Origin of the sequence: Shewanella sp. ULN5, from assembly GCF_030731885.1 — a bacterium.
GTDB lineage: Bacteria > Pseudomonadota > Gammaproteobacteria > Enterobacterales > Shewanellaceae > Shewanella > Shewanella holmiensis.
Genome location: NZ_JAPJEE010000003.1, coordinates 147731 through 161071 on the forward strand (window position 1 = coordinate 147731; position 13341 = coordinate 161071).

Genomic DNA, 13341 nt, shown 5'->3' on the forward strand with positions numbered 1-13341 from the left:
TAAAACATAAAAGGGTTATTTTAAATCAATTATTTTTTCATTTTGTTCCGCTGACCTTACCCTAGTGGCAAATCGACATAGCTGGATGCAATATGCCACAGGGCGGTTTTTGGGTTAAGGCGCACAGGATAAAATGTGCTAACTGACTTGGTCATTCCACCTTATTACAAACTTAGGCTAATACGGTTACGGCCTTCTGCTTTTGCACGGTAAAGGGCGGTATCGGCAGCACAAATTAGTGCCATAGCGGTACGAAACTGGCCTTGTTGCTCGCAGGCAATACCCTGGCTGACACTTACTCTTACTTCTTGAGTTAAGCCCATGTCAGTAAATTTAATTTGATTAATTTGGCGCTGAATTTTTTCAGCCACTCGTTGCGCCTGCGTTTGACTGAAGTTAGGCAGAATAACGGTAAACTCTTCACCGCCAAAACGGGCGGCTAAACAGTCGCGGTTAGGCATGGCTGAATTAATCACCTGAGCCACTTTTTGTAAGCACTTATCGCCATTGATATGACCATAGTTGTCGTTGAACATTTTAAAAAAGTCGATATCAATCAGCAGTAAACTTAATGGTTGTTGATGCTGGATACTATCTTCCCAGGCATTTTGCAATGCTTCATCAAAAGCATGACGATTAGCTAAACTGGTGAGTTTGTCGGTATTGGCTAAACGGGTGAGCTCTTCAAACTTTTCTTTGTGGCTAGTGAGGTTGTGCATTACCCCGACAATTAACGGCGTGGCATTTTCACCGACAGGTAAGCACGATAGTGAAATATCGGCATCGACTAAACTGGAGTCAGCGCGCTGCAGTATAATTTCTTTTGGGCCGTGGTTAAATGGGGTGAAGGTTTCACGCCAATGGGCAAACAACTCATAGTATTCTTGTTGGTAGGCTGAGTTAACAAAGTTAGTCCACTTTTGACCAATCAATAACTCTTTTGGCGAGCCAAAAAGTTTAGCGGCATGCTGGTTAATCATCTCAATGACGCCTTCATCATTGACCACAAAAATGGCTTCTGAAATGGCATTCATTAAAAAACCTAGGCTAGATAATTGGGTTGCTTGGTCTAACGTGTGCTCAATAATTTTTGGTGTCGATACTGTTTTTGGGGGGCTGGTTAGCGTCATTTGTGCTGGAGCGACAGACACATTTTTTGGATCTGGCGTGGGGAAGTTTTTACCTGATAACGCCTTAGCAAGTTCGGTGGCACGAATTAATGTGTCATGGATTTCTTGATATTTGTTAGAGGTTATCATGGTCAGTCCCTTTTAAAATATAATGTGTGTCAAACAAATGTATTTCGATGACACACACTTTATTGAAAAAAGTAAAAAACTACCTTCTGTTAACCTTCTGGTTGTATCTTATTGTTTTTAAATTTAATTTTGAGGAGGTCTGTTGAGTACTTGTGGGTCAGGGCTCACAATGCATTCATTTGTATTGAGTGGCGTTAACACGATTCTGAATGAAATATCATCGTCATGGTTACAGTATGTGTCTTGAATTTTTAACTCAGTGGCTTGGTTCTTTATGTTGACTTTTCCGATATCAGGATCATTTGGATTACCAAAAATAACTCCCGCGAATCGATATTTAGCCGCTGTCGCGGTATCTAAGATGAATCTAATTGATGTGTCTTCTTGTACAACTAGTTGACACTTTGGTGAGCCGTTATATAAAAAGCTCGATTGTTCATAAGTTACGGTGACACTAATTTTATTGGTAGATGACATTTTTATTTCCTTATGGTGGGGTTGATATTTTAGAGGTTAAAAGTGGGTAATGATGTGAGATATTAATTTGCATTTGATCTAGTGCATTTAACTGCTCGGTTATTGATACTTTTGATTTTAGGCATAAGTTGGCAGCAACAAATGCTTGATTCAACTCAATGTCATACAGATAAAATCTTTCAGGTATATGAGAGAGTGCTAATTGACAGTATGACTCCATAGCTAGCTTCTGCTGATTCTGTTTTGCTTGCGTTGCAGATAGTAGCGCAGCCTCCATTGAAAAAGAACTTGGTGTTGATTGGGCTATAGTCGATAGCTGGTTTAGCTCGATTAGAAGTAATTCACTTTCCTGCCACAGACCTAGTATTTGAAAATATTTTATGGCGGCAATCAGATTAATAGTTTTAAGCTCTAAGTACTTTTTGTTTTGCTCAGATAAAGAATATTGATCAGCAAATTGAGCGAATAATTCGAGTGGGGTAATAAAACTTGATTGTGATGATTTTTGTTCGCTAATTAAGTGGGCAGCTAAAATCAGCTGCTTGGCTTGTATGTTTAATCTTTCAAACCTCCAGTAGCTATTATCAGGGTCTTGATTATGCATCTTATCCAATAATTCAAATGCCTGTTTGCTCATATCAAATGCAAGCTGCCACTTGGCTTGAGCGGTTAAAATCGCTATTTGATGACTTAAGATATAAGAGAGCACCTCCATTAGTGGTGCATCTTTTGCTTTTTCTTTTAAGAGTAATTCCAATAAATGCTGACCTTGAGCATATAGCGCTAATGCACCTTCTAAATCACCTTGTTTCATCGCGGTACTGGCTATCCATGAATAGGTATCGGCTGTAGATGAGGCAAGTAAACTGTCTTGAGGTGACTGCATTAAAGCTTTTTGTTTTAGTTCTAAAGAGAGTTCAAAATTGCGTTGAGCATTATAGAAATCATCTTGGTTATAAAACAGACTGCCTAGTGAGTTATAGGCATAGGATAATTCGATCCATGAATCGATATTGTCTGGCGCAATTTGATTCATTTTAATGCTGTAATCGCGGTAAAGTTCAAATTGCTTGAGTGTTTCAGCATCTTTTCTGTCATTTAATGCTATTTGACCTACCCAGAAAGCGTTTGCGCCCAATAGTTTGAGTAGTTCAATATCTGGGGCGTTGCTGGTTTCATCATAGAGCGCTTGAAGAATGTGTTGAGAATCGGTAAATGATGTCAATGCTTTGCTGTTATCTCCTCTTGAATAAGCAACCTCTGCTTTTGCTGCCAATGCCTGACCGTGTTGTAAGCGGCTCTGATAACTCAATTTTTTGTAGGTGGCTGATGCATTCGTTTGTTGATCATTACTAGCAAAATATTCCATCGACTTTTGGGTGATACCATCTAATAAATCCATGCGACCGACGCTACGTAATTTATCGGCGAACTCGCCGACCATAAAGCCTAATAAGCTTTCTGCCTGCTGTTGTTTTTGTTTAGCAAATTGCTCAGCTTGAATACTTCTTACACTCATAAAAACAGCCAGCAGGGTCAGCATGCACAGCGCGGCAATGGTGGACATTTTCGCCAGGCGTTTTACGCCAACGCTTTTCTTTGAGGCATGAATAAAGGCGTGTTGCTCAGTATCTAAATTAAACAGCGGGTTGTCGGCCAGTGCTAGTGCTTCTTGCAATGGCTTACCTTCGGCCAGTAAATAAGCTTTGTGCTGTTGCTCGTCTTGCCAACGCTGGCTAAGTACGGTTAAACGTGCGTTAACCCGTAAGCTGTCACGATGTGCCTCAATCCATTGTAAAACCCGTGGCCAGCGTCGTAATAGTGCCTCGTGGGCAACGCTGAAACAGCCCTGGCCATTTTGCAGGTGTGACACAAATAAGCGGTTATCAATCAGGGTTTGTACTAGGGCGGTTTCGTTGTTGTTGCTCAGTTGGCTTAAGCGCGCGGCGCGGCTGGTGATGTTGGTTTCATCGGCGGATAAGGTGACTAATAACGATAATACTTTGCTTAAACTTTGTTGGTGCTTTGCGGCTAATGCGGCAAAAATACCTTCGGCTTTTTGACCAATAGCACCTTCTATTCCGCCGAGTTTTTGATATACAGACACTAATAAGGTGTCGTGTTCATCGCGCTGTAAATACAGCTCTTGTAAGGTGTATTGCAGCATAGGCAGTGCGTCAGGGTTGCTAACCGCTTCGGCACACAGTAGTTCATCTAATGGCGTGTGGGTTTGCGGGTCTGTGTCCCATTTAAGCCCCGCAGCTTTAGCGGGCAGTCGGATCATTTGCAGTAACTCGGTGCGGTTTGGTGCGGTTAAGTCAAAGTGTGATCCGCTGGCTTTACCGGCCATTAAACTGGGGCGACTGACCACCTGCGGGTAAAAGTCATTTCTACAGGCGCTGAACAGCATAAAGCAGCCGCTGGTGGCAAGCGATTCAATAATATCTAATGCGGTTTGAATTTCTAACTCGGTGAATAATGGCGACGATAATAGCACTTCAAGGCGATCAATAAATATCGAGAGTTTGGGCGTAATAGCTGTGTCAGTTTGCTCGATAGTGGCTAAGGCCAGTTTAGCCTGTGCAATCACCTTGGGCATATCTTGCTGCAACATGACGGCGAGGTTTTCAGCGGTCATGCCATCAAATACCGGTATATCGTTGATGTCTAAATCCAGCAGAGCAAGGGCGATGTCGGTAAATAAACGATCCTGACTAATATCGGCCAAATCTAAACAGGTGTGAGACACAATGCCAATGCCATCAAACCCTTGTGGGCGCATAAATTGCGGCACGACTCCTGCGTTTAATAATGATGATTTACCGCTGCCGCTAGGCCCAAGTAATAAACAAAATGCGCGACCAAATTGTACCTGGTTGCTCATGCGTTTGAGTAAGGTGCTGACTTGCTCACTGCGGCCGTAAAAAACCTCGGCATCTTTGGCATCAAATGCCCGCAACCCGGGAAAGGGCGAACCACCTTGCCAGGTGTTTTGTTCAATTTGATTATCATGGTCAATTAACGGGTAATTAACTTCAGCTAAGGTGCGATAGCCGCGTTTACGGATGGTTTCAATAAATTGTGGCTTAGATGCGCTGTCGCCTAAGGCTTTACGCAGTTGGGTAATGATTTTGTGCAGCGGGTTATCGCCCACAACGGTATGGCCCCAGCATTGCTCGACTATGTCGTCTGGGCTGAGTACTTCACCTGGATGTTGGCAGAGTAGTATCAACACATCCATTGCTTTGGGCTCAATTTGCTTGATGTCAGCGCCTTGTTGCAAGCTATTGCTTGCAGGGTTGACTTGCCACGGACCAAAAAAGAAGTGTTGTTTGCTCATGCTATGTTCTCATGTTGTTATTTATGCAGCTAAATAATCTCAACTCTGGTTTAGAGATGAATGAATGTCGCTGAGATCTGTTTGATATGCACTTATTATCCACAGCTGAGGTTAAATATTAATCGGTCAAACGGTTTGGATTTAATTGACTTATATCAAGCGTTTCACCTTGTTCGAGCCTTTTTATCGCAGCACAAATACGTTGATTGATTGGCGTAGCCACATGATATTGCTGACCTAGTTTTACCACAGCACCGTTAAGAAAATCTATTTCGGTTAAGCGTTTGGCCTGTATGTCCTCCCACATAGATGAACGGGCCTTGGGATCAATATCTAACATCGACTTTGCCAACATTGAAAATAACCCATTTGGTAGATTAAGGATCACTGGCACCCATTTGGGCGGCACTTTAGTCAATTGGGCAACAGGGCGGTTGGCTTGCTGACAAACATTAAGCCACTCTTGCATCGCTTGGGCGAGTAAACGCCGAAATGGCCGTTGTTTAAGCTGTGCTTGTATGGGTAAATCACAAATTGCGTTTAGGGCATTATTAAGATTCAGCAACAATTTTCCGTTTATTACTGCGGCCATATCATCATGCAATTGGCAACTTAGGCCGTGTTGGCTCATGGTGTGGCTAATGTGCTGCGTGTGGTGGCATAACGGCCAGATAAATTGCCCCTCGGTACCTTTGTGAAAACAGCCATTGGCTAATTGCAGCACGTTAAACGGGGTAATGCCCTGATAACATTTTCGCTGAGGCAGATGCTGCGCGGCGAGGTCAAAACTGCCAAGGCCATTTTGCATGAAAACAATGCTGCTGTTAGCGTGGGTAATGGTAAGCAGTTGTGGATAGCTTTGTGTGAGCTGATGGCATTTAACGGTGACAAACACGACATCAAAATGTGCGGCAATATGGGGAGCATGTTCGACATCGGTGATCATTTCGGTTGGCATAACTGACTGCGACATGCCCAGATAATCACTGATATGGATGCCCTTGTTGTTGATGATGCTGTGTTTAATCCGCTCGCGGCAAATTAAGCTAACATCAAGCTCTGCTAACAAAAGCTCTGCCGCTAAATAACATCCTGTTGAGCCTGCACCATAAACGGCAATATTCATTTTATTCTACCCAGTGCAATACATCGCGAATAATCGACCAACGAGGCGGGGGATTAGTTGCCCCTTGGCCTAGCATCCAATAGTTATAATATTGCTGCTGATGGCCATCTACTTGGCGCAAGTTTTGCCAATTATTGACATAATTGAGTAGCGACTGGTTACTTGGGGCGACCGCATAGGCTACGGGGTAGCGCACATTATTTTCAAGTAAGGTAATGCCATAACTGGGGAAAAATAAGGTCCAGGCTGATCCGGCTTCAGCACTGATGATTAACGCATCGTATTGATTATTTTTTTGCCTAAAAAACAGCTGATAGCCACTGATTTGTTTAAAGGTGATATTGGCAAACTTTTGTTTGATGGCTTGTATAGCATTATTATGCTCTACATAGGCCACTGTGATGTTATTGAGTGTGTGGATACTGTCGGTAGTTTTGAATTGGTTGACCATATGATCAGGCGCGGCAATGGCAAAGTTAAGCTCCATCACCTGATTGGTGTAGCTAAGATCGCCCATCAGCTCAATGTCCATCGCTAAACCTGACATGGCGATATCAAAATAACCCGCCTGCAGTGATGCGACTAAATCTTTCTTTTTAAAGGGCACAAACTCTACTTTAACGTTTAGGTCTTCGGCAAGTTTACTGGCCATGGCGCTGTCAAAACCAACTAATTCACCTGCATTATTGTAATAGCTAAAAGGCACATTGCTGGGGATGTACCCAACCTTGAGGATGCCACGCTGTTTAATCATGTCGACACTGGCAATCGGGCTGGTGGGCGTTTTACCCAGTTGTGGATATTGGGTTTTAACAATAGTTGGGACTTTATCTGCCACTTGCATGTTGGCAATCACCCCGCTGGTGACCTCTGGGCTATGAATAAATAACCCCATTCCCAAACGACAAACTAGCACAGTAATGATAATGCTGCCTGCTACGCCTAAGGTCATTTTTATCAGTTGTGGTAAAAAACATTTGAGGTTTTTTTGAAACATGGCCGCTGTTAGTAAGGTTAAAATAAATAAATTCATTACTGCGGTGATGGAGTTCAATTTACCGGTAATAAAGCCTGACATAACAAAAAGTTGAAATAAATCTGCCGGTAAGTGGACTAGGTCGAGCATAAAGGGAATGGCCACATACACGCTACCAAACAGGGCGAGTAAACCACTCACCGATAATGACAGTTGATCTAATAACTCGATAGGTGTGCCATTAAACCAGCTGCAAAAGTACACGAATAGAATGACCGTGAGCTTGCCAATATTCGGGAAGGTAAACGCAATTGGCACCAGAATTTCAATTAAGGTGTCGGTATCTTCGCTGGTGGTATTGTGCTTTTTCATTACCTGTTTGCACTCTTCAACAATCACAGGTAGCACAATAAAGATGTTACCCGTGGCAAAGGCGGTAACTAAACTGGCTTTAGACATTTGAATTGTTTGCCAATAAGTAATGGGGGTAAGTGAAGCGACTATCCAAGGTAGCACCGCAAAGGTGAGCACTAAACATAGCGCGAAATAACTGATGAGATACACTTGCATACTCGCAAATTCATCAACGCCCATAGTACCTGCCGCAGAGGCCGACATGGCAAAAATACCAATAGGTAATACTTTCACCATGCCTTGAGTAATGCGGCCAAACATTTCGCCACAGGTGTGCATGAATTCTAATAGCTGGGTTTTGTTGTCGCCCTTCATGCCAATTAACGCTAGCCCCATGGCAATGCTAAATACCACCATAGCGGGCACATATCCTGCGGCCATAGATTCAAACGGGTTAGAGGGAATGTATAGCTTGAAATAATCTATTTCAACCACGGGTTCAATAATGCTGGTACTGAAAAAAGAGGCGGATTCGACAAACGGAAAAGACAGCGGCATTAAGGCAACAAGTAATAATCCCAACGCCCAAAGTAGTAACATGATGATGCCAGCACGGCTAAAGATGAGTTTGGCGGTATCAGGCTTGAGCTTACCTATGCCGCCCACTAACGACACCACAATGTAAGGCAATACGGTCATTTGCATCAGCAAAATGACCCCAGTGCCTATGGTGCTTAACCAACCGACAGATTCGCCAAAAAAAATGCCAACGGCAAAACCAATAAACATGGCGACGATCATTTGGGTGGCGCTGGTCATCGAAAGGAGTTTTTTAAACACGGGTTTTTCTCTCATTTTTTGGACACACGTGAATGAACATTTACGCCTAATCTATACCGAAATCGTTATTAAGGTGTTACGGTTAAAGGCTTATTGTTAATGGTGTAAATTTAACAGTATTTAAAGTTGATTAACACCTTGTTGGTACTGACTTTACATAAGTGGTTTAATAATCGGACAAAGCGACTAAATTAGCCGTAATAACAGCCATAATTCGGTGTTTTTTTACGGCTTTGCAGGTAGGTTTAAAATTCATCATCGAGTGATTAAAATATGCAAACAACTCTATTTAACGTTAACAAACTGGCCATAGCTATGGCTGGCCTGTTATTAGCATTTTCGACACAGGCAGCAGAGATTACCTTACTACACGCCGGACAATTACTTGCTGTGCCAGGAACCAAGCCAACCAAAGAGCAAACCTTAGTGATCAAAGATGGAGTGATTATTGACGTGCTGCAAGGTTATGCCGACACCGTTACCCATAACCAAGATGACACCCTAAAGATTATCGATTTAAAGCAAGCCTTTGTGATGCCAGGTTTAATGGATATGCACGTGCATTTACAGGGTGAGTTAGGCCCTAAAAATGACAGCCAAAAACTGCGTATGTCCGATGCAGATGTTGCCATGCACAGTGCGTATTTTGCTAAAAAAACCTTATTGGCAGGCTTCACAACCGTGCGTGATTTAGGCGCTAAAGCCGAGCAAATATATGCTTTGCGTGATGGGATTAATAAAGGCTGGGTTGATGGCCCAAGAATTATAGCCTCTGGCGGCGTTTCGGTAACGGGTGGCCATGGTGATGTTGATGGCATGAGCCCTGACTTACTGGATTTATACACAGAAAAAACCATTTGTGATGGCCCTTATGATTGTCGTCGAGCCACGCGCCGTGCAATTAAATTTGGTGCCGATGTGATTAAAATTACCTCTACAGGCGGGGTGTTATCGGATACCAATACCGGCACTGGCCAACAAATGGAAAATGATGAGCTTAAAGAAGTGATTGATGCTGCCCACGCTTTAGGGCGTAAAGTGGCCAGCCATGCACATTCCGCATCCGGCATTAACGCGGCATTGCGTGCGGGTGTCGACAGTATTGAACATGGCAGCTATGCCGATAAAGAAAGCATCAAATTATTTAAAAAAGCAGGGGCGTTTTTAGTGCCAACCCTACTGGCTGGTGACACAGTGGTGCAAATGGCTAAAACCACAGATGTGTTGTCTCCTGCGATTAAAGAAAAAGCCATTCGTGTTGGCGGCGATATGATCGCTAACTTTAAAGCGTCATACCAAGCGGGCGTTAAGATTGCTTATGGCACCGACAGCGGCGTATCGCATCATGGTGATAATGCTAAAGAAGCAGTTTTAATGCATCGTGCGGGCATGAGTAATATGGATATTTTAACCAGCGCCACGGTTAATTCTGCTGAATTGATTGATATGTCAGCAAGCTTGGGCACGCTTGAAAAAGGCAAGTATGCCGATATTATTGCCACGTCACAAAGTCCACTTGAAAACATCGAAACCTTGTTAAATATCCCCTTTGTGATGAAGTCCGGCATTGTTTATAAGCAAGATTGATAAATAAATTTAAATATAGGTACTTATCTCAGCCTACTGATCTTAAAGTACAAAATAGTAGGCTGTTTAACACTTAACAATAATTTATAGATAATATTAATTTTTTTAATTGCGCACAATTGATTATCGCGATAACAATGTGCTTTAATAGCCTCACTCACGACATCGTTGCTTGCTGTTAATATTAGGGCTAAGGCAGATTAATGTGCTTTGGTAATTTATGGCGAAAGGCATCTAAGCGTAGTTTGAGATCGGCCATTTCGGCTTCATCAATACCACTTTGGGCTTTTACGTACTGAGTTATTTGCATGGCTTTTTCCTTCAGCGCTACGCCCTTTTCTGTGAGGGTTAATGATAATTGTCTGTCGTCCTCTGGGTGTCTAATGCGTTGAATATAATCTAACGCTTCAAGGCGCTTGACAACAGGGGTTATTGCGCCGGGTTGTTGGGCTAACTTATGGGCGATATCTTTCAGGTTTAAGCCTTCATTTTGCCAAATGATCAACATAACAAGGTATTGCGTGTAGGTAAGCCCGATTGCGCTTAATAAAGGTTTATACAGCTGCGTAATCGCAAGCGATGTCGAATAAACAGCGAAACAAAGTTGATTATCAAGATGTAAATGATGGTCTTCTTTCATAACTCACTCTGCTTGGGCTGTGATCAAAATGGCTCACAGTAACGTAAATAAGTAAAACGTGTGACGATGTTACCACTGTTGTTTTAGCTATTGTAGCTATGATTGCATCAACCCTAGTCAGCGTTTTGTATTGCAATTAAAAGGATTAATCATGTCATCTCACAATCGTCGTATTGTTTTAGCCTCTCGTCCACAGGGTGAACCGACAGCCGAAAACTTTCGTTTAGAAACCGTAAGCAAACCGACACCACAGTCTGGTGAAGTGTTATTGCGTGCGGTTTATTTATCACTAGACCCTTACATGCGAGGGCGGATGAATGATGCTAAATCTTATGCGGATCCGGTGGCTATTGACGAGGTGATGGTGGGCGCGACTGTGTCACAGGTTGAAGCGAGTCAGCATCCAGATTACAAAGTAGGCGATTGGGTATTGGCCTTTGGTGGGTGGCAGGATTACTGCGTATCAAATGGTGAAGGCTTAATGCATTTAGGTGCAAGCCCAAGCATGCCATCTTATGCGCTAGGCATCATGGGCATGCCAGGGTTTACCGCTTACATGGGATTATTGGATATTGGCGCGCCTAAAGCGGGTGAAACCTTAGTCGTTGCTGCGGCAACAGGCCCAGTGGGTGCTACCGTTGGCCAAATTGGTAAGCTTAAAGGTTGTAAAGTGGTTGGTGTTGCCGGTGGCGCTGAAAAGTGTCGCCATGCGGTTGAAGTGCTAGGTTTTGATGCCTGTATTGACCACAAAGCCGTCGACTTTGCTGAGCAATTAGCTGCCCATTGTGACAAGGGTATTGATGTGTATTTTGAAAACGTTGGCGGCAAAGTATTTGATGCCGTTTTACCTTTGTTAAATACGGGAGCACGTGTGCCTGTATGTGGATTGATTTCACAATACAATGCCACCTCTTTGCCTGCGGGACCGGATCGTTTGTCGTTATTGATGGGCACCTTATTGGTGAAGCGCATTAGAATGCAAGGCTTCATTATTTTTGATGACTATGGTCACCGTTACCCTGAGTTTGCCAAGGATATGAGCAAATGGTTAGCTAATGGCGAGATCCAATACCGTGAGCATTTGGTCGATGGAATAGAGAACACTACCAAGGCGTTTATCGGCCTGTTAAAAGGTGAGAATTTTGGCAAGTTAGTGATTAAGTTGAATGAACCGCTAACCGTTTAAATTAGTCGGTCATTTAAAGCGAAATCAATAAATTAACCCGTAGGAATAAATTAAATGAAAGTGTTAATAGTATTAACGTCGCACGACAAATTGGGTGATACAGGGCATAAAACCGGTTTTTGGCTTGAAGAGTTAGCGGCGCCATATTACGTGTTTAAAGACAACAATGTTGAAGTGATTCTGGCATCCCCTTTAGGCGGTCAGCCACCGTTAGATCCTAAAAGTGATGAAGTCGATTTTCAAACTGAGTCCACTAAACGATTTAAATTAGATAGCGATGCACAACAACAATTGGCTAGCACACTCGTATTGTCGACGGTCAATGTAGCCGATTATGATGCGGTATTTTACCCTGGTGGTCATGGGCCATTATGGGATTTAGCTGAAGATAGCTCATCAATTGCGTTAATTGAAAATACGCTAAAACAAGACAAGGTATTAGGGTTGGTTTGTCATGCTCCTGGTGCGCTGAAGCTGGCTAAAAATACTGATGGCACATCAATTGTTAAAGGCAAAAAAGTCACAGGTTTTACCAATGGCGAAGAAGATGCTGTGCAATTAACTGACATAGTGCCATTTTTAGTCGAAGACATGTTGATTGCAAATGGCGCACAGTATGTCAAAGCTGCTGACTGGCACCCGTTTGCCCAGGTGGATGGTAAGTTAGTAACAGGCCAAAACCCAGCATCATCTGAGCTAGTGGCGCAGCATATGTTGGCGCTTTTGGACTAAATTTACATGGCTATTGGCTGATAAATTGACGATGAAAGCAAACTTAGGTTTGCTTTGTTGTTTTATCAGCCGAAAACGTCAGTCTATAGTTGGGTAACACATTAAATATTATTCAATATAGTGGTTAAAGTTTATCCAGATGTAAAAATAATGCTATATTATGCGCCTTACTTCAGCCCTGTAGATTAAAGGATTACGTTAACCCAATGAATTCGTTGACCGAAGAAGAGTTAGCCTGTTTTAGCGACCTATTTACTTCAAGTAAAACGGGTGGCTTGTTGCATGCAAAAACCGATGCAGATGTGATGGCTGACAACGCTTTAAGTGTGTCTACAGAGATCCCTCAGGTGCTTGCCAATATTTTAGGCGAGGCGAAATTGACTTTACTGGCTGAAATTAGCCATTACCGCTTGTGGTTTCCGTTAGTGTTAAAACGTGATGAGTTGGGGCAATTTATCCCTGTGTTAGGCGTACCAGAAGTCGTTGATATTCTTGGTGGTGAGCGCAGTTGGCGAGTCACGGATTTAAAAGATGTTACCGTGATTGATAATGCCGATCAGCCAGTTGAAGTGTTATCATTATCCAGTTCGGGCTTAACCATCAAAATGCGTCATGAAACGCATGCAGACATGCCAAAGTCAGGTAAATTAATGCTAAGTAACGGTCTAGAAGTGGATGTTGATTTTGAACCTGTTCGTGCTGAAAATGGCATTATGGCGGCTAAAATTAATGCCCATGGTGAGGCGAGAGAAGCGTTAAGACAGTTTTTGTTTAGCGCACACAAAGCGAAATACTCCCACTTATACAAAATCTAACTTAACTTT

General features: G+C 42.9%; 10 protein-coding genes. 4 read left to right on the forward strand and 6 right to left on the reverse strand.

Annotation, left to right across the window (positions count from 1 at the left end; all coding sequences use genetic code 11):
- Positions 1-164 precede the first annotated feature (164 nt).
- From ORI98_RS04655 to ORI98_RS04675, 5 genes are all read right to left on the reverse strand, one after another.
- Entirely contained in the window at positions 165-1259 is a 1095-nt protein-coding gene (locus ORI98_RS04655) for a sensor domain-containing diguanylate cyclase (protein WP_306134432.1), read from the reverse strand.
- Positions 1260-1382: 123 nt separating this feature from the next.
- A complete protein-coding gene (locus ORI98_RS04660) occupies positions 1383-1736 on the reverse strand; it encodes a DP-EP family protein (protein WP_306134433.1) in 354 nt (117 codons plus the stop codon).
- Positions 1737-1746: 10 nt separating this feature from the next.
- Positions 1747-5076 (reverse strand): winged helix-turn-helix domain-containing protein, encoded by a 3330-nt coding sequence (locus tag ORI98_RS04665; protein ID WP_306134434.1) that lies wholly within the window; start codon positions 5074-5076, stop codon positions 1747-1749.
- Between the two features lie 118 nt (positions 5077-5194).
- Positions 5195-6202, reverse strand: a complete 1008-nt coding sequence (locus ORI98_RS04670; protein WP_261297046.1) for a 2-dehydropantoate 2-reductase — start codon at positions 6200-6202, stop codon at positions 5195-5197.
- 1 nt (position 6203) lies between these two features.
- Positions 6204-8372, reverse strand: a complete 2169-nt coding sequence (locus ORI98_RS04675; RefSeq protein ID WP_306134435.1) for a cation:dicarboxylate symporter family transporter — start codon at positions 8370-8372, stop codon at positions 6204-6206.
- A gap of 273 nt (positions 8373-8645) precedes the next feature.
- Here ORI98_RS04675 and ORI98_RS04680 point away from each other — a divergent pair, with 273 nt between their 5' ends.
- A complete protein-coding gene (locus tag ORI98_RS04680) occupies positions 8646-9959 on the forward strand; it encodes an amidohydrolase family protein (RefSeq protein WP_306134436.1) in 1314 nt (437 codons plus the stop codon).
- Positions 9960-10149: 190 nt separating this feature from the next.
- Here the strand turns inward: ORI98_RS04680 and ORI98_RS04685 are convergent, their stop codons facing one another.
- Entirely contained in the window at positions 10150-10599 is a 450-nt protein-coding gene (locus tag ORI98_RS04685) for a MarR family winged helix-turn-helix transcriptional regulator (protein WP_306134437.1), read from the reverse strand.
- A gap of 151 nt (positions 10600-10750) precedes the next feature.
- Between ORI98_RS04685 and ORI98_RS04690 the strand changes: the two genes are divergently transcribed.
- The 3 genes from ORI98_RS04690 (at position 10751) to ORI98_RS04700 (ending at position 13332) form a co-directional block, all read left to right on the forward strand.
- Positions 10751-11785: an NADP-dependent oxidoreductase gene (locus tag ORI98_RS04690; protein ID WP_261297042.1), complete on the forward strand. Its 1035-nt coding sequence runs from the start codon at positions 10751-10753 to the stop codon at positions 11783-11785.
- Positions 11786-11839: 54 nt separating this feature from the next.
- Complete coding sequence (locus ORI98_RS04695; RefSeq protein WP_306134438.1) at positions 11840-12517, forward strand: type 1 glutamine amidotransferase domain-containing protein; 678 nt, start codon at positions 11840-11842, stop codon at positions 12515-12517.
- 206 nt (positions 12518-12723) lie between these two features.
- Entirely contained in the window at positions 12724-13332 is a 609-nt protein-coding gene (locus ORI98_RS04700) for a hypothetical protein (RefSeq protein ID WP_306134439.1), read from the forward strand.
- Positions 13333-13341: the final 9 nt, after the last annotated feature.

Excerpts from the sequence above, each read along its gene's own strand:
- ORI98_RS04685 (WP_306134437.1), bottom strand. The coding sequence starts at position 10,599 with ATGAAAGAAGACCATCATTTACATCTTGATAATCAACTTTGTTTCGCT.
- ORI98_RS04695 (WP_306134438.1), top strand. The coding sequence starts at position 11,840 with ATGAAAGTGTTAATAGTATTAACGTCGCACGACAAATTGGGTGATACA.
- ORI98_RS04660 (WP_306134433.1), bottom strand. The coding sequence starts at position 1,736 with ATGTCATCTACCAATAAAATTAGTGTCACCGTAACTTATGAACAATCG.
- ORI98_RS04655 (WP_306134432.1), bottom strand. The coding sequence starts at position 1,259 with ATGATAACCTCTAACAAATATCAAGAAATCCATGACACATTAATTCGT.
- ORI98_RS04690 (WP_261297042.1), top strand. The coding sequence starts at position 10,751 with ATGTCATCTCACAATCGTCGTATTGTTTTAGCCTCTCGTCCACAGGGT.
- ORI98_RS04665 (WP_306134434.1), bottom strand. The coding sequence starts at position 5,076 with ATGAGCAAACAACACTTCTTTTTTGGTCCGTGGCAAGTCAACCCTGCA.
- ORI98_RS04670 (WP_261297046.1), bottom strand. The coding sequence starts at position 6,202 with ATGAATATTGCCGTTTATGGTGCAGGCTCAACAGGATGTTATTTAGCG.
- ORI98_RS04700 (WP_306134439.1), top strand. The coding sequence starts at position 12,724 with ATGAATTCGTTGACCGAAGAAGAGTTAGCCTGTTTTAGCGACCTATTT.
- ORI98_RS04680 (WP_306134436.1), top strand. The coding sequence starts at position 8,646 with ATGCAAACAACTCTATTTAACGTTAACAAACTGGCCATAGCTATGGCT.